Below are 22,381 nucleotides of genomic sequence, written 5' to 3' on the forward strand. Positions count from 1 at the left end.
ATGCATCAAATGACTCTGGCCGAGATCGCCCGCGGACTCGCCGATAAAAAGTTTTCTTCCGAAGAGCTGACCAAAGTCCTGCTGGCGCGCATCGCGCAGCTCGATCCACAGCTCAACAGTTTCATCAGCCTCACCGAAGACCTGGCGCTCCAGCAGGCGAAAGCCGCTGACGCACGCCGGGCCAATGGTGAGAGCGGCGCCCTGCTCGGCGCGCCGATCGCCCATAAAGACCTGTTCTGCACCCAGGGCATCCGCACCAGCTGCGGCTCGAAGATGCTCGACAACTTTAAAGCACCGTACGACGCCACCGTGGTTGCCAAGCTGGCCGCCGCCGGTGCCGTGACCCTCGGCAAGACCAACATGGACGAATTCGCCATGGGTTCGGCCAACGAGTCGAGCTATTACGGCGCGGTGAAAAACCCGTGGAACCTGGAACACGTCCCAGGCGGTTCGTCCGGTGGTTCGGCAGCCGCCGTTGCCGCTCGTCTGCTGCCAGCCGCGACCGCCACCGATACCGGCGGCTCGATCCGCCAACCGGCTGCGTTCACCAACCTTACCGGCCTGAAACCGACGTACGGTCGTGTTTCGCGCTGGGGCATGATCGCTTACGCCTCCAGCCTCGATCAGGGCGGCCCATTGGCGCGCACCGCCGAAGACTGCGCGATCCTGCTGCAAGGCATGGCCGGTTTCGATGCGAATGACTCCACCAGCATCGACGAACCCGTGCCGGATTACAGCGCCAGCCTGAATAGCTCGCTGCAAGGCCTGCGCATCGGCGTGCCGAAGGAATACTTCAGCGCCGGTCTCGACCCGCGCATCGCCGAGCTGATCCACAACAGCGTCAAGGAGCTGGAAAAGCTCGGCGCCGTGATCAAGGAAATCAGCCTGCCAAACATGCAGCACGCGATCCCTGCGTACTACGTGATCGCCCCGGCTGAAGCTTCTTCCAACCTTTCGCGTTTCGACGGCGTGCGCTTTGGCCATCGCTGCGAAGACCCGAAGAGCCTGGAAGACCTATACAAGCGTTCCCGTGGTGAAGGTTTCGGCGCGGAAGTACAGCGCCGGATCATGGTCGGTGCTTATGCGCTGTCCGCCGGTTACTACGACGCCTACTACCTTAAGGCGCAGAAAATCCGTCGCCTGGTGAAGAACGATTTCATGGCTGCTTTCAATGAGGTCGACATCATCCTCGGCCCAACCACGCCGAACCCGGCCTGGAAGCTTGGCGCCAAGAACAGCGACCCGGTTGCTGCCTATCTGGAAGACGTCTACACCATCACCGCCAACCTCGCCGGTCTGCCGGGCTTGTCCATGCCAGCCGGTTTTGTCGATGGTCTGCCGGTCGGCGTGCAATTGCTCGCCCCGTATTTCCAGGAAGGCCGTTTGCTCAACGTTGCGCACCAGTATCAGTTGAACACTGACTGGCACACCCGCACCCCAACCGGCTTCTGAGGAGAAACACATGCAATGGGAAGTCGTGATCGGGCTGGAGATTCATACCCAGCTCACCACCCGGTCGAAAATCTTTTCCGGTAGCTCCACCACTTTCGGCTCCGAGCCGAACACCCAGGCCAGCCTGGTAGACCTGGGCATGCCCGGCGTACTGCCGGTGCTGAACCAGGAAGCGGTGCGCATGGCGGTGATGTTCGGCCTGGCCATCGATGCCGAGATCGGCCAGCACAACGTGTTCGCCCGCAAAAACTATTTCTACCCGGACCTGCCGAAGGGTTACCAGATCAGCCAGATGGAATTGCCGATCGTCGGCAAGGGCCACCTGGACATCGCCATGGAAGACGGCACGATCAAACGTGTCGGCGTGACCCGTGCGCACCTGGAAGAAGACGCCGGTAAAAGCCTGCACGAAGAGTTCAACGGCGCCACCGGCATCGACCTGAACCGTGCCGGCACGCCGCTGCTGGAAATCGTGTCCGAGCCGGACATGCGCAGCGCCAAGGAAGCCGTGGCCTACGTCAAGACGGTCCACGCGCTGGTGCGTTACCTGGGCATCTGCGACGGCAACATGGCCGAAGGTTCGCTGCGTTGCGACTGCAACGTGTCGATCCGTCCGAAAGGCCAGGTTGAATTCGGCACTCGCTGCGAGATCAAGAACGTCAACTCGTTCCGTTTCATCGAGAAGGCGATCAACAGTGAAGTGCGTCGCCAGATCGAGCTGATCGAAGACGGCGGCAAAGTAATCCAGCAGACGCGTCTGTACGATCCGAACAAGGACGAAACCCGTCCGATGCGCAGCAAAGAGGAAGCCAACGACTACCGTTACTTCCCGGATCCGGACCTGTTGCCCGTGGTCATCGAGAACTCGTTCCTCGACGACGTGCGCGCCACCCTGCCGGAATTGCCACCGCAGAAACGCGAGCGCTTCCAGGCGCAGTTTGGTCTGTCGGTGTATGACGCGAGCGTCCTGGCCACCAGCCGCGAGCAAGCCGATTACTTCGAGAAAGTCGCAAGCATTGGCGGCGACGCCAAACTGGCGGCCAACTGGGTCATGGTTGAACTGGGCAGCCTGTTGAACAAACAGGGCCTGGACATCGACCAGTCGCCGGTTTCCGCCGAGCAACTGGGCGGCATGCTGCTGCGCATCACCGATAACACCATCTCCGGCAAAATCGCCAAGGTTGTGTTCGAAGCGATGGCCAACGGCGAAGGCAGCGCGGACGAGATCATCGAAAAACGTGGCCTCAAGCAAGTGACCGACAGCGGCGCGATCTCTGCGGTGCTCGACGAAATGCTCGCGGCCAACGCCGAACAGGTTGAACAGTACCGCGCGGCAGACGAAGCCAAACGCGGCAAGATGTTCGGCTTCTTCGTCGGCCAGGCCATGAAAGCCTCCAAAGGCAAGGCCAACCCGCAACAGGTCAACGAACTGCTGAAAAGCAAGCTCGAAGGCTGATGGACATGGAGCCAGATTTAATGCCTGGCTCCAATCCCCTGTGGGAGCGGGCTTGCTCGCGAATGCGGTTCGGCACTCAATACAAGATTGACTGTCAGAATGCATTCGCGAGCAAGCCCGCTCCCACATTTGTTTCAGGGAAACTTTGAATGAAGCGTCTACTCGGCGCCTGCGCCCTGCTCTCCCTGCTGGCCGGTTGCGCCAGCAACGACATCGTCGATCCACACGGCTATGACAAGACCGGCACGGCGTCCTATTACGGCGCCAAACACCAAGGCAAACGCACCGCCAGTGGCGAGCGTTTCGACAAGAATTCCCTGACCGCCGCCCACCGCCAGTTACCGTTCGGCACGCGGGTGAAGGTCACCAATCTGAATAACGACAAATCCTGCGTGGTCCGTATCAACGACCGTGGGCCGCATACCCGTGGGCGCCTGATCGACGTGTCCCATGCCGCTGCAGTGCGGCTCGGCATGATCGGCAGCGGCACCGCCAAGGTTCGCGTGCAGGCCCTCGATGACTGATCCCCGCCACCACGGAGCGCGACCATTTACGGTTTAGAAGACATCCCCCTGCTGAGCTTGATCGAACTGCTCAGCGGCCTGTTTCTGCTGATCGCCGGCGCCGAGCTGATGGTGCGCGCCGCCGTGCGCCTGGCCGCGCGCCTGCATGTGCGGCCGCTGATCATCGGCCTGACCATCGTCGCCCTCGGCAGCAGCGCGCCGCAAATGGCCGTCAGCCTGCAAGCGATGCTCGCGCAAAACGCTGACATCGCCGTCGGCAGCGTAATCGGTAGCAGCATCTTCAATATCCTCGTCACCCTTGGCCTGTCAGCGCTGATCATTCCATTGCGCGTGTCGCGGCAATTGGTGCGTCTGGACATCCCGCTGATGATCGGCGCCAGCCTGCTGGTCTGCGTATTGGCCTGGAACGAAGAACTGACCCGCACCGACGGCGTGATCCTGTTAGGCGCGCTGGTGTTGTACTTGGGTTTGCTGCTGCGCCAGTCGCGGCACTCGGCCCGGCCGCCATCGAGCGATGAATCGAAGGCACAGGCGCCGTGGATCAGCAGTCTGTTGATGATCGTCGCCGGGCTGGCGATGCTGGTGTATGCCGGGCATTTGTTGCTGGGGGCCGCGGTATCGGTCGCCACCGACCTGGGGCTGTCGGAGCGCATCATCGGCCTGACCATCGTCGCCATCAGCACGTCCCTGCCGGAACTGGCCACCTCGTTGATCGCCGCGTTGCGCGGTCAGCGCGAGATCGCCGTGGGCAACGTGATCGGCAGCAATCTGTTCAACCTGTTGGGCGTGCTCGGCTTTACCGCATTGGTGGCGCCGTCGCCGCTGTCGGTGTCGCCCAACGCGCTGGCTTTCGACTTGCCGGTGATGCTCGGCGTCGCCGTGCTGTGCCTGCCGGTGTTCTATTCCGGTTATCGGGTCACCCGCGCCGAGGGCCTGCTGTTTTTGGGTTTGTACCTGGCGTATGGGTTGCACGTGGTGTCGTTCACCACCGGCATGCCGCTGGCCGGCAAGCTTGAACACTTGATGCTGATTTTCGTCCTGCCGGCGCTGGTGGCGTTCTTGCTGTTTACGTCGCTGCGCGCCTGGCGTCGCCAACACCACAAGAGGGATGTGCCATGACCGAAAACAAAAAGCCCGGCGTTGAAGTCCGCCGCCAAGTGATGGGCGATGCCTTCGTCGACCGCGCGTTGGGCAATGCTACCGAGTTCAGTCAGCCGCTACAGGATTTCGTCAACGAACACGCCTGGGGCAGCGTCTGGAATCGCGAAGGCCTGTCGCTGAAAACCCGCAGCCTGATCACCCTCGCCGCGCTGACCGCGCTGAAGTGCCCGCAAGAGTTGAAAGGTCATGTGCGCGGCGCGTTGAACAACGGCTGCACCGTGGAAGAGATCCGCGAGGCGCTGCTGCATTGCGCGGTGTATGCCGGCGTGCCAGCGGCGATTGATGCGTTTCGCGCGGCGCAGGAAGTGATAGATAGTTACCAGAAGCCGGAGTAAATCGCAGGTATTTGTGGTGACTGTTCCGCCGTCTTCGCGAGCAAGCCCGCTCCCACAGTAGATCGAACCGAACACAAATTTTGTGTCCACTGGAGATCCACTGTGGGAGCGGGCTTGCTCGCGAAGGGGCCCTCAAGAACACCAAAAAACCTGAAGCTAGATCCACCCACCCCACTGCAACACAAAGATCCCGATATTGGTGGTCACCGCCGCCATCAACGTGGTGATCACAATGATCGCCGCCGCCAGTTCATGGTTGCCGTTAGCCTGGCGCGCCATGACAAAACTCGCCGCCGCCGTCGGGCTGCCGAAGTACAGAAACAGAATCCCCAACTCCGCCCCGCGAAAACCCCACAACCACGCGCCAACAGTCGCGAATACCGGCAGGCCGATCATCTTCACCAGGCTGGAGCTCAGCGCCATGCTGCCGCTTTTGCGCAACGCCGCGAGCGACAAAGTGCCGCCGATGCAGATCAGCGCCAATGGCAAGGTGGTTTGCGCCAGGTACTGGCCGGAGGTTTCCAGCCACCCCGGCAAACCGATTTTGAAATAGGCAAACGGCGCCGCCGCAAACACGCTGATGATCAACGGGTTGCTGAACACGCTTTTGCAGATGCTCCACGGATCGGACTTGATCACCGGGCTGTACACCGCCAGTACGATGGTCGAGAGGGTGTTGTAGAACAGGATCACTAGCGCTGCGAGAATCGCCCCGAGGGAAATCCCGTAGTCGCCGTACATGCTCGCCGCCAGCGCGAGGCCGATCACGCCGTTGTTGCCGCGAAACGCGCCCTGGGTGTAGATGCCGCGATCTTCGCGCGGACACTTCCAGATCGCCCAACCCCAGGCGCCGGCAAAACTCACCAGCGTGGCCAACGAGAAATAGATCAGCAGCGCCGGTTGCAACGCGGCGTGCAGGTCGGCATGCAGGATGCCCAGAAACAGCAACGCCGGCATGGTGACGTTAAACACCAGGGCCGACGCGGTATGGATGAAGTTGTCGTTGATCCAGTCGATGCGCTTGAGCAGCACACCCAGAAACAGCATGGCAAACACCGGCGCGGTGATGTTCAGGGTTTCGAGGAAGATTGCCAGCATGCCGGGGAGAACCTTGGGTGGGTGTCGTTAGTGGGCTAATGATAAGCCACCGAGGACTTCGGCGTCTGGTCGGCCGCCTTCGCGAGCAAGCCCGCTCCCACAGGGGAATGCATTTCAAATGTGGGAGCGGGCTTGCTCGCGAAGAACGATAACGCAGTCTTACGTGATCGGCGCCGGGTTAAACAACGTGATGTCGTTATGCAGTTTGTGCTGCTCGGCCCACGTTTGTTTCTTGCCGCTGGCCACGTCCAGGTAGTAGTGAAACAACTCCCAGCCCAGATCCTCAATTGAAGCCCGGCCAGTTGCAATCCGCCCGGCATCGATGTCGATCAGGTCCGGCCAGCGCTGCGCCAGTTCGGTTCGGGTCGACACCTTCACCACCGGCGCCATCGCCAGACCATACGGCGTACCGCGCCCGGTGGTGAACACGTGCAGGTTCATCCCCGCCGCCAGTTGCAACGTCCCGCAGACAAAATCACTGGCCGGGGTCGCGCAGAAGATCAGGCCTTTGCGCTTGAAGCGTTCGCCAGGGCCGAGCACGCCATTGATCGCGCTGCTGCCGGATTTGACGATCGAGCCCAGGGACTTCTCGACAATGTTCGACAACCCACCCTTCTTGTTCCCCGGCGTGGTGTTGGCGCTGCGGTCCGCTTCGCCCTTGGCCAGGTAACGGTCGTACCAGTCCATTTCCCGCACCAGTTCCTCGGCGACTTCCTTGGTTTCGGCACGGGACGTCAGCAAGTAAATCGCATCGCGTACTTCGGTGACTTCGGAAAACATCACCGTCGCACCCGCTCGCAACAACAAGTCCGAGGCATAACCCAGCGCCGGGTTGGCGGTGATGCCGGAAAACGCATCGCTGCCGCCGCACTGCATGCCCAGGATCAACTCGGACGCCGGCACGGTTTCCCGGCGACGTTGATCGAGCTTCTTCAGACGGGTTTCGGCCAGCGCCATGATCTGCTCGATCATTTCGGTAAAACCGTGACTCGAATCCTGCAAGCGATACAACCACGGCTCGCTCAGATCCACCGAGCTGTCGTTGTCGTGCATCACCTGCCCGGCCTGCAACTTCTCGCAACCGAGGCTGATCACCAAGGCTTCGCCACCCAGGTTCGGGTTGCGCGCCAGGTTACGCACGGTGCGGATCGGGATGTAGGCGTCGGTGGCCGTGATCGCCACGCCACAGCCGTAACTGTGGGTCAGCGCCACCACGTCATCGACGTTCGGGTACAGCGGCAGCAACTCGTCCTTGATGCGCTTGACCGCATGATCGAGCACGCCGGTGACGCACTGCACGGTCGTGGTAATCCCCAGGATGTTGCGCGTGCCGACGGTGCCGTCGGCGTTGCGATAACCCTCGAAGGTAAAGCCTTCCAGCGGTGCCTGGCTCGCCGGCACATCGGTGGACAGCGGCAGGCTGTCCAGCGGTGGCGCGGTGGGCATGCGCAGTTGATCTTCCTTGACCCAACTGCCGCGCGGAATCGGCTGCAAGGCGTAGCCGATGGTCTGGCCGTAACGAATCACCTGACCGCCCTCGGGAATGTCCTCGAGGGTGACCTTATGGCTCTGCGGCACAAAATCCACCGTCACCAGGCCATCGGGAAATTCGGTGCCGGCCGGCACGCCCTGGTCGTTGACCACGATCACCACATTGTCCCGCTCGTGCAGGCGGATGTAGCGCGGCGAGTCGGAATGTTCAATCAACTGCATGACGCCGCTCCTCAGGAATGCGCTTGAGACAATTTGTTGGTCACTTCAGGACCATTGACGGGTGGCTCTTTCAACACCACGCGTTTGATCGGGCCAACGATCACCAGGTAGCTGAACACTGCGACCAGTGCGTTGCAACCGACAAACACCAGCGCCCATTTGAACGAACCGGTGGAGCTGATGATGTAGCCGATCACGATCGGGGTAGTGATCGAAGCGATGTTGCCGAACATGTTGAACAGGCCGCCACTCAAACCGGCAATCTGTTTTGGCGAGGTGTCGGAAACGACCGCCCAGCCCAGTGCACCAACGCCTTTACCGAAGAATGCCAGGGCCATGAAGCCGACGACCATCCATTCGATGTCCACGTAGTTGCACGCGACGATGCTGCTGGAGACCAGCAGGCCGGCGATGATCGGCGCCTTGCGGGCGAAGGTCAGGGAATGGCCCTTGCGCAGCAGGTAATCGGAAATCACTCCGCCGAGCACACCACCGATAAAGCCGCAAATCGCCGGCAACGAGGCAATGAAACCGGCCTTGAGAATGGTCATGCCGCGTTCTTGCACCAGGTACACCGGGAACCAGGTCAGGAAGAAGTAGGTGATGCCGTTGATGCAGTATTGGCCCAGGTACACGCCGAGCATCATGCGGTTGGTCAGCAACTGGCGGATGTAGTCCCACTTCGGACCGTCGACCTTTTTGCCTTTGCCTTTGTCCTGGTCCATATCGACCATACCGCCGTTATCAGCGATGTGCTTGAACTCGGCTTCGTTGATCATCGGGTGCTGGCGCGGGCTGTGGATAACTTTCAGCCAGATCAGCGAGAACACGATGCCGATGGCACCCATCACGATGAACACGTGCTGCCAGCCGAAGCTGTAGACGATCCAGCCCATCAGCGGTGCGAACAACACGGTGGCAAAGTATTGCGCCGAGTTGAAAATCGCCGAGGCGGTGCCGCGTTCAGCGGTCGGGAACCAGGCTGCCACGATACGTGCGTTGCCGGGGAAGGATGGCGCTTCGGCCAGACCCACCAGGAAGCGCAGCATGAACAGCGCAACGATGGCCGTGGACATGCCGAATTCACCGACATAGCCCTGGAGCACGGTGAACAGCGACCAGGTGAAGATGCTCAGTGCGTAGACTTTTTTCGAGCCAAAACGGTCGAGGAGCCAGCCACCGGGAATTTGCCCGGCCACGTAGGCCCAACCGAATGCAGAGAAGATGTAGCCAAGGGTGACCGCGTCGATGCCGAGGTCTTTTTGCAGGCTGGAGCCCGCGATGGCGATAGTGGCCCGGTCGGCGTAGTTGATCGTGGTCACCAGGAAAAGCATGAGCAAAATCAAATAGCGGACGTGGGTCGGCTTGGTCGCTTGCATGTAGATGTACTCCCACTGATTATTTTTATGCGCGGGTGAATCTTGGTGTGTTCCCTGCCGGACTGTAGGAGCTGTCGAGTGAAACGAGGCTGCGATCTTTTGATCTTGATCTTTAAAAACAAGATCAAAAGATCGCAGCCTCGTTTCACTCGACAGCTCCTACGGTCCTATAGGCCAGCAGGGTTGCGGTATCCGGGGATACCGCGATGTATCAGGAGCCGATGTAGCTGGTTTTCACGACCGTGTAGAACTCTTGCGCGTAGCGACCTTGCTCGCGGGAACCATAGGATGAGCCCTTACGCCCACCGAACGGAACGTGGTAATCCACGCCGGCTGTCGGCAGGTTGACCATCACCATCCCGGCCTGGGAGTGGCGTTTGAAGTGGTTGGCGTACTTCAGCGACGTGGTGGCGATACCCGCCGACAGACCGAATTCGGTGTCGTTGGCCATGGCCAGTGCCGCTTCGTAATCCGCCACGCGAACCACGTTGGCCACCGGGCCGAAGATTTCTTCACGGCTGATGCGCATCGCGGCTTCGCTGTCGGCAAACAGCGTCGGGGCGAGGTAGTAGCCTTCGGTGTCGCAGGTGACCAAGCCACCGCCGCTGACCAGACGTGCACCTTCGGACTGGCCGATATCGATGTACTTCAGGTCCTGTTCCAGCTGAGCTTGCGAGACGACCGGACCAATGTCAGTACCGGTTTTCAGCGCGTGACCGACCTTGATCGACTTCATGCGCTCGGCCACGGCTTCGACGAATTTATCGTGAATCCCGGCGGTAACGATGAAGCGGCTGGAGGCGGTGCAACGCTGACCGGTGGAGTAGAACGCGCTCTGTACCGACAGCTCGACCGCTTGTTTCAGGTCGGCATCGTCGAGAATGATCTGCGGGTTCTTGCCGCCCATTTCCAGCTGGACTTTGGCTTGGCGCGACACGCAGCTGACGGCGATCTGACGACCCACACCGACGGAACCGGTGAAGCTGATGCCGTCGACTTTCGGGCTCTGCACCAGCGCATCGCCAACCACACGACCGCTGCCCATCACCAGGTTGAACACGCCGGCCGGGAAGCCTGCGCGGGAGATGATTTCGGCCAGTGCCCAAGCGCAGCCCGGTACCAGATCGGCAGGTTTCAGCACGACGCAGTTGCCGTAGGCCAGAGCCGGGGCGATTTTCCACGCAGGAATCGCAATCGGGAAGTTCCACGGGGTGATCAAGCCAACCACGCCCAGTGCTTCGCGAGTGACTTCGACGTTGACACCCGGACGCACCGACGGCAGGTAGTCGCCGGACAGACGCAGGGTTTCACCGGCGAAGAACTTGAAGATGTTGCCAGCGCGGGTCACTTCGCCGATGGCTTCAGGCAGGGTCTTGCCCTCTTCCCGAGCCAGCAAAGTGCCGAGCTCTTCGCGACGGGCGAGAATTTCAGTGCCGACTTTATCCAGCGAATCGTGGCGAGCCTGAATGCCCGACGTGGACCAGGCCGGGAACGCGGCGCGGGCGGCGTCGATAGCGGCGTGGACTTGGGCAAGATCTGCCTTGGCGTATTCACCGATGGTATCGGTCAGTTCGGACGGGTTGATGTTGGCGCAGTATTCACCGCCCGCAACCCATTCACCGTTGATGTAGTTATCAAAGCGCTTTGCATCTGCCACGGAATTTCTCCTACGCAAAAGGCCGCTGATCACTCAGCGGCCTTGTTTAATCGGTTGTGTTACTGAGCACCTTGCTTGTCGATCAGCGCGGCGAGCATTTCGTACTCTGCGCCGGTCAGATCGGTCAGCGGTGCACGCACAGGACCTGCGTCGTAGCCGGCAATTTTTGCCCCGGCCTTGACGATGCTCACTGCGTAACCGGCCTTGCGGTTACGGATGTCCAGGTATGGCAGGAAGAAGTCGTCGATGATCTTGCCGACGGTGGCGTGATCTTCGCGGGCGATGGCGTGGTAGAAATCCATCGCGGTTTTCGGGATGAAGTTGAACACCGCCGAGGAGTAAACCGGTACGCCCAGTGCCTTATAAGCAGCGGCGTAGACTTCAGCGGTCGGCAAACCACCCAGGTAGCTGAAGCGATCGCCGAGGCGACGACGGATCGACACCATCAATTCGATATCGCCCAGGCCATCCTTGTAACCGATCAGGTTCGGGCAGCGCTCGGCCAGGCGTTCCAGCAATGGCGCGGTCAGGCGGCACACGTTGCGGTTGTAGACCACCACGCCGATTTTCACCGATTTGCACACGGCTTCAACGTGGGCGGCAACGCCGTCCTGGCTGGCTTCGGTCAGGTAGTGCGGCAGCAGCAACAGGCCTTTGGCGCCGAGGCGCTCGGCTTCTTGAGCGTATTCGATGGCTTGACGGGTCGAACCGCCAACACCTGCCAGGATCGGCACGCTGGTTTCGCAGGTGTCGACCGCAGTCTTGATGATTTCCGAATATTCGCTGGCCGCCAGAGAGAAGAACTCACCGGTGCCGCCTGCGGCGAACAGCGCCGTGGCGCCGTATGGGGCCAGCCATTCGAGACGTTTGATATAGCCAGCGCGATGGAAATCGCCCTGAGCATTGAAGTCGGTGACCGGGAAAGACAGCAGACCGGAAGAGAGGATGGACTTCAGTTCTTGTGGATTCATTATTCGAACACCCTGGGTTGCGACGTTTGTGTGTGAGAAAACCGTTCAGCCTTGGCCGAAGTTGTAAGTCATCGTACAACTTAAAATACAACCGTCAACTGCATTTCATCGCCGACAGCAAAATTTGAGTCACAACAGGTGATTTCTTGACGTAGGAAGATTCTCGACTAGGCTCGTTTCTACTGTATATACATACAGCATATTAAGAACCTACCTACGACATATCAAGGAGCTAGAAATGTCAGGTCTACACACTCAAACCCAGGAAAAACCGAAACAGGTGATTGCCCGTTTCGATGATCTTTTTTCTGAACACGGCATCGCCATTGCCGGAGACGATCATCTGGTGCTGCACATTGCCGAGCATCGCAGTCATCAACCTACCCCACTTCCCGGCAACGCCCTGAAAGGCAAACCGGTGCTGAAGTTCGAGGGTGGCGAACACACCGCTATTGGCGACCAAACCTTGCTGCGCTTCGTCGAAAACGCCGCGCCAATCCTCGCCCATGACGTGCAACTGCATCTGCCCAATGGGCTCGCGCCAACTTACGGCCAGGTGCTGGCATTGGGCGGTGATTTCTATGGCATTCCCGATCGGCCAGTGAGCGACGGCGCCACGCCGGCGGATCGCCTGAACCGGTTTATTGCTGCCTTCGACACGCTGGCCGTGTTGTCCGCATCAAAAGTCGAGGCAGTGAAAATCCTCGCGGTGATACAAAAAGAGATCGATGCGGTTAAACAGGCAATCAAGGACGGCAAACACCCCCACGAAGCCTATGACGCCCTCGGTGATACGTTGTCGGAAGAGTGGAACAAGATCACCGGCGGCGGCAGTTTCGTTTCGGCCCTGTTCCCGTTGGGGCGTTATCTGAAACTGGCGGCGAACAACGCCGACCACTTTGGCGAATGGGCGCAACAGGCTTACATCGCTGGTCATATCGCGGCGCTGCAACACGCAGCGGCGGCCCACGCCAGTCGTGACGAAAAACAGCTGGAAGTCGCCTACGCGATGAATGCGTTTGCCGATCACTTCCTCACCGACCTGTTCTCCGCCGGCCACCTGCGAGTGCCGCGCAAAGCCTTGGCAGCGGCAGTAACGCCAAGTGATCTGGGTTCGCTGATCACCCGCTTCATGCACGACGAAGACAGCAAGTTCGGCCTCAACGTGCGTAATGCCAACGGCGAGCAATGGCACGCCTATGGGGACAAGCGCTACTTCGACGCCATCGACAGCGCCAATCGCTTGCACGTCAACGCAGCGGTTCAGTTGTCGGCGGATGAAGTGTTCGCGGCTTACCTCAGCGGCACGGTGCCGGTGCCCAGCAGCTTTGCGGCACTGAAACAGTTGCCCGACCTGCAAGCGGCGCTGAACCTGGCGAGCAACTTCTCGCCACTGTTCCGCATCGAGGGCAGCAAAGTGCTGCGGCGCAAGGATGTGAACAACCTCAACGACACCGCCACCGTGGATGACTGGTGGGGCTGGAGCACTTACTTGCTGCTCAAGGACTACCACCCGACTGGCAACGTGGCCTGATAAGGAGATCTGAAGATGACGATTAAATTGAAACTGGAATTGGCTTCGGGGCAATCACTGAAGGGTGCACCGTTGGAGTTGTTGTCCAAGGGTGAGCCGATTGCGCGAGGGGTTGTGGATGCTCAGGGGTTGGTGGCTTTTGAGGCCAAGGCTGGGGCTGCTGAGTTGGCGGTGCGGGTGGATCGGTCGATTTTGAAGACTGGCTGAGGGTACTGCATTAAGGCTGCCGGCCTCTTCGCGAGCAAGCCCGCTCCCACATTTGATCGATGGTGTTCACACATTGTGTGTCCACCGAAGACCCCCTGTGGGAGCGGGCTTGCTCGCGAAAGCGGTCTGTCAGACAACCAATCAGCCAGCGGAAAGAATCTATCCCCGCTGCGCCTCAGCCTCTTCATGCGCATGGCGCAGCCGCTCGCGGCTATTCGTCAAATGCAACCGCATCGCCGCACGCGCCGCATCGGAATCCTGCCGCGCAATCGCGTCGTAGATTTCTTCGTGTTCACGGCTCAGGCGATTCATGTAGTGCTGCTGGTCGTCATGGGCCAGGCGCGCCGAGTTTAACCGCGTGCGCGGAATGATGCTGGTGCCCAGGTGGGTCATGATGTCGGTGAAGTAGCGGTTGCCGGTGGCCAGGGCGATTTGCAGGTGGAACTGGAAGTCCGAGGCCACGGCATCGCTGGCGTGGGACGCGCTTTCGTTGAGGGCGTCCAGTGCCGCACGCATCAGGCCCAGTTGCTCGGCGCTGCGGCGCTGGGCGGCGAGGCCGGCGGATTCCACTTCCAGGCTGATGCGCAACTCAAGAATCGCCAGCACATCACGCAGGGTGACGACGGTGGCCGGGTCGATACGGAAACCGCTCGGGCTCGGCGTGTCGAGCACGAAGGTGCCGATGCCGTGACGGGTTTCAACCTGCCCGGCGGCCTGCAAACGGGAAATCGCTTCGCGCACCACCGTACGGCTGACGCCATGGGCGTCCATTATCGCCGACTCGGTGGGCAACTTGTCGCCACGCTTGAGCTGACCGTCGCGGATCTGCTCGGACAGCACCGTCACCAGTTCCTGAGCGAGACTGCGGCGCTTGCGAGGGAGGCGAGGTGCGTCGATCGGGTTTTCCATGGTGAACGTCTGTCTCGAAAAATTCGGCTGAAAGCGCATCATAGCGCAAGCGGGTTGTACGATCACCGTCGGGCTTGAACACCATTCATCTGTGTGAGGTGGCCTGTGGCGAGGGGGCTTGCCCCCGTTGGGTCGCGAAGCGGCCCCAAAAACTGGGACTGCTGCGCAGTCCAACGGGGGCAAGCCCCCTCGCCACAAAAGCCGCTCCCACAGGGGGATTTATGGTGTTCAGGCGGTTACGGCCTGATCCACCAGATGCCCGTTGTCGATACGGATATGCCGTGGGTGGAAACGCTTCAGGCTGCTGCGATGCCCGACGCTGACAATGCTCAGCCCCGGCAATTCATCGATCAACGCCTGATACAGCGACGCCTCGTCCTCTTCATCCATCGCCGACGTGGCTTCGTCCATGTACAGCCATTGCGGTGCATATAACAGCGCACGAGCGAAGGCCAAGCGTTGCTGCTCACCCGGCGACAACATGCGCTGCCAGTGATTGGCCTCATCCAGACGCGCCACCAGGTGTGGCAAGCGGCAGGTTTCCAGCACTTCCACGTAACGCTCAGGCGGATAGGTGTCGCCGGGCTGTGGATAACTTAGCGCTTCACGCAAGGTGCCAATCGGCAGGTACGGCTTCTGCGGCAAGAACAGATAACGCGCCGCCGGCAGTCGAATGTTGCCGTGACCCGCTGGCCACAAATGCCCCATCGCCCGCAGCAACGTCGATTTACCGCTGCCGGAACGACCGCTGAGCATGACGCGGTCACCCTCTTCCACGGTCATGTCGGCGTTAGTCAGCAAGTGACGACCGTCGGCAAGGTCCAGACCGAGGTTGTGGATTTTCAGCTCAGAGCCCTGGTTCTGCACGTCGATGGCTGGCGCACGCTCTTCGTTATCGCGCATGGCCTGATGGAAACTCAGCAGACGATCACAGGTGGCACGCCACGCCGCGAGGTTCTGGTAGGCACTGATAAACCAGCTGAAACTTTCCTGCACGTTGCCGAACGCTGAACTGATTTGCATCAGTTCGCCGAGTTCGATCTTGCCCGCGAAATAGCGGGGTGCGGCGACCATGAACGGAAAGATAATGGCGGCCTGGCTGTAACCGGCGGTAAAGAAAGTCAGGCGTTTGGACACCTTCATGATGTCCCAGAAATTGTGCCAGACCAGGCCGAAGCGGCTGCTCAAGCGCCGATTTTCATTCGGCTCGCCGTTGTACAGGGCGATGCTTTCAGCATTTTCGCGAACCCGGACCATGGAGAAACGCAGGTCGGCTTCGAAGCGTTGTTGTTGGTTGTTGAGGCCGATCAAACGACGACCGATCAAATGGGTCAGCCAGCTACCAACCACTGCGTAGACCAGCACGCACCAGAACATATAGCCGGGGATGGTGAAACCGAGCACTTCAATACTGCCCGACACGCCCCACAGAATGATCGAGAACGACACCAGGCTGACAATGTTGCGCAGTAAACCGATGCCCAGTTCCAGGGTATTGGAGGTGAAGTTGTTGAGGTCTTCGGAAATCCGCTGGTCCGGGTTATCGGTGTAACCGCCCTGCTCCAGCTGGTAGTAATTCTTGTTGCCGAGCCAGCGGGCGAAGTGCTTTTCGGTGAGCCAGGCCCGCCAGCGGATGGTCAGCATCTGCGTCAGGTAGAGCCGGTATACCGCGCCGACAATCGCCACCGCCGCAATCGCGCAGAAATACAGGATCAGCCGCCAGAAGGCCGCTTCATCTTTCTTTTGCAGGGCGTTGTAAAAATCCTTGTACCAGGTGTTGAACCACACCGAGATCCCCACGCTGAGCAGCGACAACGCAATCACCGCGATCAACAGCGTCCAGGCCTTGACCTTCTCTTCGCTGGACCAATACGGCGTGATCATCGCCCAGACTTTGCGGAAAAACTGCCCGCGCACCGCATCATTGACCGCGGAATATTCAGCGTTCTGATTCATGGATAAGGCTCGATAGAGAAAAGAACACACACGAACCGATCATAGATGATCGGTTCGGTTCCCCGCGAGGAGCGGCCTGCATTCATTCAGCGCAGGTTCAGCGACGAACGGGACGCTTCTGCAGTTTGCGCTGCAGCGTGCGGCGGTGCATGCCCAGGGCGCGGGCCGTGGCGGAGATGTTGCCTTCGTGCTCGGTCAACACCCGCTGGATGTGCTCCCACTGCAGGCGGTCCACCGACATCGGGTTTTCCGGCACCAGGGTGTCGAGGTCGGCGTGCTCGGACAGCAGCGCCGCCAGCACGTCATCGGCATCGGCCGGCTTGCATAGATAGTTGCAGGCGCCGCGCTTGATCGCCTCGACGGCGGTGGCGATGCTCGAATAACCGGTGAGGATTACCACGCGCATTTCCGGGTCGAGTTCGAGCAACTTGGGCAGCAGCACCAGACCCGAATCGCCGTCCATTTTCAGGTCGAGCGCGGCGTAGTCCGGCAGGTCGGCCTGGGCAATGGTCAGGCCTTCTTCGGCGGAACCGGCGGTGCTGACACGAAAACCCCGGCGGGCCATGGCGCGGGCCATCACGCGGGTGAAAGTGGCGTCGTCATCGACCAGCAACAAATGCGGCAGTTCTTCGCCTTCTACTTGGATCTCGTCACTCATGTTCGTCTCCTCGGGCGACACGGGGCAGGCGCAGCTCGGTGAGCGTGCCGCCTTCCTCATGACTGTAGAGTTTCACTGAGCCGCCGGCGCGTGTCACGCTGGCCTTGCTCAAAAACAGGCCCAGGCCGAAACCTTTGCCCTTGGTGGTAAAAAACGGTTTGCCGATCTGCTCGGCGATAGCCAACGGCACACCGGCGCCGTGGTCGCGAATGCTGATGGTCAGATCTTCGGCATTCCAGTCCAGGGTCACTTGCAACCCTTCGGGGCAGGCGTCGGCGGCGTTGTTGAGCAAATTCAGCAATGCCTGGGTCAAGTCTGGCGGCGGCGCCATGCGCGGCACCGTGCCCTGGCCGAGGCGCTGGAAGCGGTAGCTGGCCTCCGGGCGCATCAGGTGCCAGCGGTTCAGGGCTTCGTCGAGCCAGTCGGTGACGTCCTGCATTTCCACGGCCAAGCGGCGATTGGCCTCGGCGGCGCGCACCAGTTGTTGCAGAGTCTCTTTGCAAAGTTTGACCTGATCCTGCAGCACCTTCAGATCGTCCTGCAACATCGGGTCGGGATGATCCTGCTGCATCTCTTTGAGCAACACGCTCATGGTCGCCAGTGGCGTACCCAATTCATGAGCAGCACCGGCGGCTTGCGTCGCAACGGCCAACAACTGCTGATCGCGCAGGCCTTCTTCACGGCGAATGGCGCGCAACTCTTCCTGACGGCGCAACTCTTCGGCCATGCGCGCGGCGAAAAAGGTGATGACAGCCGCTGCGAGGGCGAAACTCAGCCACATCCCGTACACCTGCAGGTTTTCCCGAGCGATCGGGAAGGTTTGCAGCGGGTAGAACCGCGCCAGCAGCAGGGTGTACATGGCCAGGGCGATGCCGGACAAGATCAGCGAAAAGCGCCAAGGCAAGGTCACGGCAGCGATGGTCAACGGCACCAGGTAATAAGAGACGAACGGGTTGGTGGAACCGCCTGAGAAATACAGCAAGGCACTGTGGATAAACAGGTCACACGCCAGTTGTACGGCGTATTCGAGTTCGGTAACCGGCCACGAGGTGCGCAGGCGAATGGCCGTGAAGGCGCACAGCAGCATCGAACAGCCGAGGGTCATCGCCAGTTGAAACCAGGGCAATGGCAGCAAATCGAACCAGTAGGCCAGGCCCACGGAACCGGCCTGGGCGGCCAGCACTAAAGTGCGGATGAACGTCAGCCGCCAGAGATTCTGGCGAGTCGCGGAAGTGATTTGAACGGCGGCGAGCATGAGCTCTCCTGATGAGCGCTCCAGGCGGATCGCACGGAGTATAACCAAGCACGGGGGCTGACAGGCAAAAGTGCGGCAAACGGCCACATGGCAGTGGCCAACTTCATACCTTTGTAGCAGCTGCCGAGGCACGAGGCTGCGTTCGCGTGTAGCAGCTGTCGAGGCACGAGGCTGCGTTCGGCTGCGTAGCAGTCGTAAAACCTGAGCTTGCGGTTTTACTGAAACACCGCGTTGCCTGATTTCACGACTGCTTCGCAGCCGAACGCAGCCTCGTGCCTCGACAGCTGCTACACGCGAACGCAGGTTCGGCAGCTGCTACACAGGATCGCGTTCATCTGTATAGAAGTTGTAACTGTGCGAACCGGATCATAAAAGCTAGAGTCTGATGGTTTCACGCAGGCTCGGACCTTAACCCCTGCGCCCCTTCAAGGAGCTTTCCATGCACACACTTCGCCGCAGCGCCGCCCTCCTAGCCCTTAGCGTTGGCACCATCGCCAGCCTCCCGGCCCTGGCCGCCGACGAACTTCACTACAACCAGATTGCCCTGCGCGCCGAAGTCAGTCAGGAAGTGGCCCGCGACCTGATGATCGTGACCCTCTATACAGAAGAGCAAAACACCGACCCGGCCAAACTCGCCGCCGACGTCAGCACCACCATGAACAAGGCCCTGGCCCAGGCCAAACAAGTCAAAGACATCACCCTGCGCCAGGGCAGCCGCAACAGCTACCCGATCTACGACACCAAGGGCCAGAAAATCACCGGCTGGCGTGAACGCGCCGAACTGCGCCTGGAAAGCTCCGACTTCGCCGCCCTGTCGAAACTGACCGGCGAACTGCTCACCGACCTGAAAATGGGCGGCATGGACTTCGCCATCGCCACCCCAACCCGCAAAGCCAGCGAAGACGCGCTGCTCAAAGACGCCGTCACCGCCTTCAAGGCCCGCGCGCAACTGGCTACCGACGCGCTGGGTGGCAAAGGCTACAAAATCGTCAACCTGAACCTGAACAGCAACGGCTACCCGCAACCCTACATGCGCGCGCCAATGATGATGAAAGCCGCGGGCATGGACTCGGCACCGGTCACACCAGAAGTTGAGGCCGGCACCAGCCAGGTCAGCATGACAGCGGATGGATCGATTGAAGTATTGATGACACCTTGAATCGATAAACCCGAACATAAGAACGGCGATCACAGTAGTGATCGCCGTTTTTTATTGCCCATCAGTTTTTGTGGTGAATGATCTGCCGCTTTCGCGAGCAGGCTCGCTCCCACAGTTGGATCGAGGGCATTCGGGAGGGATTGGTCGTCTGTCAGGACGCCTTCGCGGGCAAGCCTTGCTCTTACAGTTTGACCGGGTACATTCGGGAGAAATGGGTCGTCTGTCAGGACGCCTTCGCAGGCAAGCCAGCTCCCACAGTTTTGACCGAGTACAGCCGGGAGAAATGGGTCGGCTGTTGGGGCGCCTTCGCGGGCAAGCCTTGCTCCTACAGTTTGACCGGGTACATTCGGGAGAAATGGGTCGTCTGTCAGGACGCCTTCGCAGGCAAGCCAGCTCCCACAGTTTTGACCGAGTACAGCCGGGAGAAATGGGTCAGCTGTTGGGGCGCCTTCGCGGGCAAGCCTTGCTCCTACAGTTTGACCGGGTACATTCGGGAGAAATGGGTCGTCTGTCAGGACGCCTTCGCGGGCAAGCCTTGCTCCTACAATTTGATCGAGGGCAGTCGGGATGGATTGGTCGTCTGTCAGGACGCCTTCGCGGGCAAGCCTTGCTCCTACAGAAACAAAAGCAGAGCGGCATACACCGCCCCGCTCCTAACCACTCAAGGCCGAGCGTTAGCTCGCCTGCCGTTGATCTCGCTCTACCCGCCCCTTCGGGAGGCTGAGTGGAGGTGTTCATCTGGGGGGAAGGCGCGTAGCGCCGTGCGGCGAAGCCGCACACATCGAGAGGAGGTCGAAGCGAAGCCGACCGTAGGCGATGCCCCCAGATGAACACCGGAACGAAGGAACGCCGAGCCTAAGCGAGGGGCCGGACGCCGGGGCGAGACCTTTTGGTTCCTTTTGGGGCGTTTGCCAAAAGGGACTCGCCGTAAGGGCGAAACCGCCAGCAGCCCTAACCGCAAAAACGGATATACACCCAAACCACCAACAACATGGTCGGCCCAAAGGCCGCCACTACCCACGCCTGCTATGCCCAGAAACAGGGGTCCCCCTGAAAAAACGATATTTCCGCCCAACCGCTCAACAACGCTACTCTCAGCGTATACCGCTACCCAATCCCCCGGGGACTCCATGGAAAGAACCACCGTCAAACATCTCCTGCTCGCAATCGCCCTCGCCACCGCAGCCCCCTTCGCCCAAGCCGCCACAACATTGGTCTACTGCTCCGAAGCCAGCCCCGCCGGCTTCGACCCCAGCCAATACACCAGCGGCACCGACTTCGACGCCTCGGCCGAAACCGTCTTCAACCGCCTCACCCAATTCAAACGCGGCGGCACCGAAGTCGAACCCGGCCTGGCGACAAGCTGGGACGTAAGCCAGGACGGCCTGAGCTACACCTTCCATTTACGTGACGGCGTGAAATTCCACACCACCGACTATTTCACCCCGACCCGAGACTTCAACGCCGACGACGTGCTGTTCACCTTCCAGCGCCTGCTCGACCCTGAGAACGCGTTCCGCAAGGCCTACCCCGCCGAGTCGCCGTACTTCACCGACATGGACCTGAACAAAACCATCAAAAGCGTCGACAAGATCGACGACCACACCGTGCGCTTCAGCCTGAACAACGTCGATGCCGCCTTCATCCAGAACCTGGCCATGAGCTTCGCTTCGGTGCAATCCGCCGAGTACGGCGCGCAGCTATTAAAGGAAGGCAAAGCCGCGGACATCAACCAGAAGCCGGTCGGCACCGGGCCGTTCGTGTTCAAGCGTTATCAGAAGGACTCGCAGATCCGCTACACCGGCAACAAGGCTTACTGGAAACCCGAGGACGTGAAAATCGACAACCTGGTGTTCTCGATCACCCCGGATGCTGCCGTGCGCTTGCAGAAGCTCAAGGCCGGCGAATGCCAGGTCAGCGGCTACCCGCGCCCGGCGGACATCGAAGTCATGGAGAAAGACCCGAACCTGACGGTGCTCAAGCAGGCCGGTTTCAACCTCGGCTTCCTGGCTTACAACGTGACCCACCCGCCGCTGGATCAGCTCAAGGTCCGCCAGGCCCTGGACATGGCCATCGACAAACCGGCGATCATCAAAGCCGTCTACCAGAGCGCCGGCCAACTCGCGCAGAACGCCCTGCCACCGGCGCAATGGTCGTTTGATCCGAACATCAAGGACGCGCCCCACGACCCGACCAAAGCCAAGGCGCTACTGAAGGAAGCAGGGGTTGCGCCGGGTACCACCATTAATTTGTGGGCCATGACCGTGCAACGTGCCTCCAACCCGAATGCGCGGATGTCGGCACAGATGATCCAGCAGGATTGGGAGAAGGTCGGGATCAAGGCCAACATCGTCAGCTATGAGTGGGGCGAGTACATCAAGCGCGCCAAGAACGGCGAACACGACGCGATGATCTACGGCTGGACCGGCGACAACGGTGACCCGGATAACTGGCTCGGCGTGCTGTACAGCTGTGCAGCCGTGAAAGGGAGCAACTACGCTAAGTGGTGCGACCCGGCGTACGACAAACTGGTCCAGCAGGCCAAGGTGTCGACCAACCGTGACGAGCGGGTCAAGTTGTACCAGCAGGCGCAGAAAATCCTCAAGGAGCAAGTGCCTATCACACCGATCGCCAACTCAACGGTGTTCCAGCCACTGCGCAAGGAAGTGACCGACTTCAAGATCAGCCCGTTTGGCCTCACGCCCTTCTATGGCGTGGGTATAAATAAGTAACACCGCGCGCCAACCGGGTGCGCCATACGCCCCGGTTGCCCTGTCGTGGGGCGCCTTTTGCACCGTAAAAAACGTGCGCAAACGGTCAAATGCGTCAATATTTATACATATGCGACATTAAGGTACGTTCGTGCCACTGTTTAAGACTTGTGGCCGTTCTGGATCTTGCAATGGGTATGGCCCCTGCATAAGTATCCGCAGGCACGACTCACGAGGTCGTCCTCT

General features: G+C 60.2%; 17 protein-coding genes and 1 pseudogene. 9 read left to right on the forward strand and 9 right to left on the reverse strand.

Going from position 1 to position 22,381, the window contains the following annotated elements; genetic code table 11:
- The 5 genes from gatA (at position 1) to NK667_RS22975 (ending at position 4,928) form a co-directional block, all read left to right on the forward strand.
- The gene (gene gatA, locus NK667_RS22955; RefSeq protein ID WP_054049943.1) at positions 1–1,452 is read left to right on the forward strand and encodes an Asp-tRNA(Asn)/Glu-tRNA(Gln) amidotransferase subunit GatA; all 1,452 of its coding nucleotides are present in this window, start codon (positions 1–3) and stop codon (positions 1,450–1,452) included.
- 10 nt (positions 1,453–1,462) lie between these two features.
- A complete protein-coding gene (gene gatB, locus NK667_RS22960) occupies positions 1,463–2,908 on the forward strand; it encodes an Asp-tRNA(Asn)/Glu-tRNA(Gln) amidotransferase subunit GatB (protein ID WP_054616139.1) in 1,446 nt (481 codons plus the stop codon).
- A 149-nt stretch (positions 2,909–3,057) separates the two neighbouring features.
- On the forward strand, positions 3,058–3,432 hold the full coding sequence (locus NK667_RS22965; protein ID WP_054049947.1) for a septal ring lytic transglycosylase RlpA family protein: 375 nt from the start codon (positions 3,058–3,060) through the stop codon (positions 3,430–3,432).
- 57 nt (positions 3,433–3,489) lie between these two features.
- Positions 3,490–4,551 (forward strand): calcium/sodium antiporter, encoded by a 1,062-nt coding sequence (locus NK667_RS22970; protein WP_054616140.1) that lies wholly within the window; start codon positions 3,490–3,492, stop codon positions 4,549–4,551.
- The gene (locus NK667_RS22975; protein WP_054616141.1) at positions 4,548–4,928 is read left to right on the forward strand and encodes a carboxymuconolactone decarboxylase family protein; all 381 of its coding nucleotides are present in this window, start codon (positions 4,548–4,550) and stop codon (positions 4,926–4,928) included. The genes NK667_RS22970 and NK667_RS22975 overlap by 4 nt, the downstream gene beginning before the upstream one ends.
- Before the next feature lie 156 nt (positions 4,929–5,084).
- On the opposite strand, the gene NK667_RS22980 is transcribed toward NK667_RS22975, so the two are convergent.
- The 5 genes and pseudogenes from NK667_RS22980 to kdgD form a co-directional block, all read right to left on the reverse strand.
- Complete coding sequence (locus NK667_RS22980; protein ID WP_054049952.1) at positions 5,085–6,026, reverse strand: AEC family transporter; 942 nt, start codon at positions 6,024–6,026, stop codon at positions 5,085–5,087.
- Positions 6,027–6,185: 159 nt separating this feature from the next.
- Entirely contained in the window at positions 6,186–7,739 is a 1,554-nt protein-coding gene (gene garD / locus NK667_RS22985; protein WP_054049954.1) for a galactarate dehydratase, read from the reverse strand.
- Positions 7,740–7,750: 11 nt separating this feature from the next.
- Positions 7,751–9,148 (reverse strand): annotated as a pseudogene (locus tag NK667_RS22990) (MFS transporter); the annotation flags it as partial.
- 181 nt (positions 9,149–9,329) lie between these two features.
- Positions 9,330–10,775 carry an aldehyde dehydrogenase family protein gene (locus NK667_RS22995; protein WP_054616142.1) on the reverse strand — a complete coding sequence of 482 codons (1,446 nt, stop codon included), beginning with the start codon at positions 10,773–10,775 and terminating at the stop codon, positions 9,330–9,332.
- Positions 10,776–10,834: 59 nt separating this feature from the next.
- Positions 10,835–11,746, reverse strand: coding sequence for a 5-dehydro-4-deoxyglucarate dehydratase (kdgD, locus tag NK667_RS23000; protein WP_054049959.1), 912 nt, complete (start codon positions 11,744–11,746; stop codon positions 10,835–10,837).
- Positions 11,747–11,984: 238 nt separating this feature from the next.
- On the opposite strand from kdgD, the gene NK667_RS23005 reads away from it, so the two are divergent.
- A complete protein-coding gene (locus NK667_RS23005; protein WP_054616143.1) occupies positions 11,985–13,280 on the forward strand; it encodes a hypothetical protein in 1,296 nt (431 codons plus the stop codon).
- A gap of 15 nt (positions 13,281–13,295) precedes the next feature.
- Positions 13,296–13,487 carry a hypothetical protein gene (locus NK667_RS23010; protein WP_054616144.1) on the forward strand — a complete coding sequence of 64 codons (192 nt, stop codon included), beginning with the start codon at positions 13,296–13,298 and terminating at the stop codon, positions 13,485–13,487.
- 159 nt (positions 13,488–13,646) lie between these two features.
- Here the strand turns inward: NK667_RS23010 and NK667_RS23015 are convergent, their stop codons facing one another.
- The 4 genes from NK667_RS23015 to NK667_RS23030 all read right to left on the reverse strand — a co-directional run bounded on the left by NK667_RS23015 (position 13,647) and on the right by NK667_RS23030 (position 18,265).
- The gene (locus tag NK667_RS23015) at positions 13,647–14,396 is read right to left on the reverse strand and encodes a FadR/GntR family transcriptional regulator (protein ID WP_054616145.1); all 750 of its coding nucleotides are present in this window, start codon (positions 14,394–14,396) and stop codon (positions 13,647–13,649) included.
- Positions 14,397–14,624: 228 nt separating this feature from the next.
- Positions 14,625–16,352, reverse strand: coding sequence for an ABC transporter ATP-binding protein/permease (locus NK667_RS23020; protein WP_054049965.1), 1,728 nt, complete (start codon positions 16,350–16,352; stop codon positions 14,625–14,627).
- Positions 16,353–16,449: 97 nt separating this feature from the next.
- Entirely contained in the window at positions 16,450–17,010 is a 561-nt protein-coding gene (locus NK667_RS23025) for a response regulator transcription factor (RefSeq protein WP_007942792.1), read from the reverse strand.
- Positions 17,003–18,265 carry an ATP-binding protein gene (locus NK667_RS23030; protein WP_054049967.1) on the reverse strand — a complete coding sequence of 421 codons (1,263 nt, stop codon included), beginning with the start codon at positions 18,263–18,265 and terminating at the stop codon, positions 17,003–17,005. Before NK667_RS23030 ends, NK667_RS23025 begins: the two co-directional genes overlap by 8 nt.
- Before the next feature lie 439 nt (positions 18,266–18,704).
- Here NK667_RS23030 and NK667_RS23035 point away from each other — a divergent pair, with 439 nt between their 5' ends.
- Positions 18,705–19,424: an SIMPL domain-containing protein gene (locus tag NK667_RS23035; RefSeq protein WP_054049968.1), complete on the forward strand. Its 720-nt coding sequence runs from the start codon at positions 18,705–18,707 to the stop codon at positions 19,422–19,424.
- Positions 19,425–20,554: 1,130 nt separating this feature from the next.
- Positions 20,555–22,156: an ABC transporter substrate-binding protein gene (locus NK667_RS23040; protein WP_054616147.1), complete on the forward strand. Its 1,602-nt coding sequence runs from the start codon at positions 20,555–20,557 to the stop codon at positions 22,154–22,156.
- Positions 22,157–22,381: the final 225 nt, after the last annotated feature.

This window comes from Pseudomonas nunensis (assembly GCF_024296925.1).
Classification (GTDB): Bacteria; Pseudomonadota; Gammaproteobacteria; order Pseudomonadales; family Pseudomonadaceae; genus Aquipseudomonas; species Aquipseudomonas nunensis.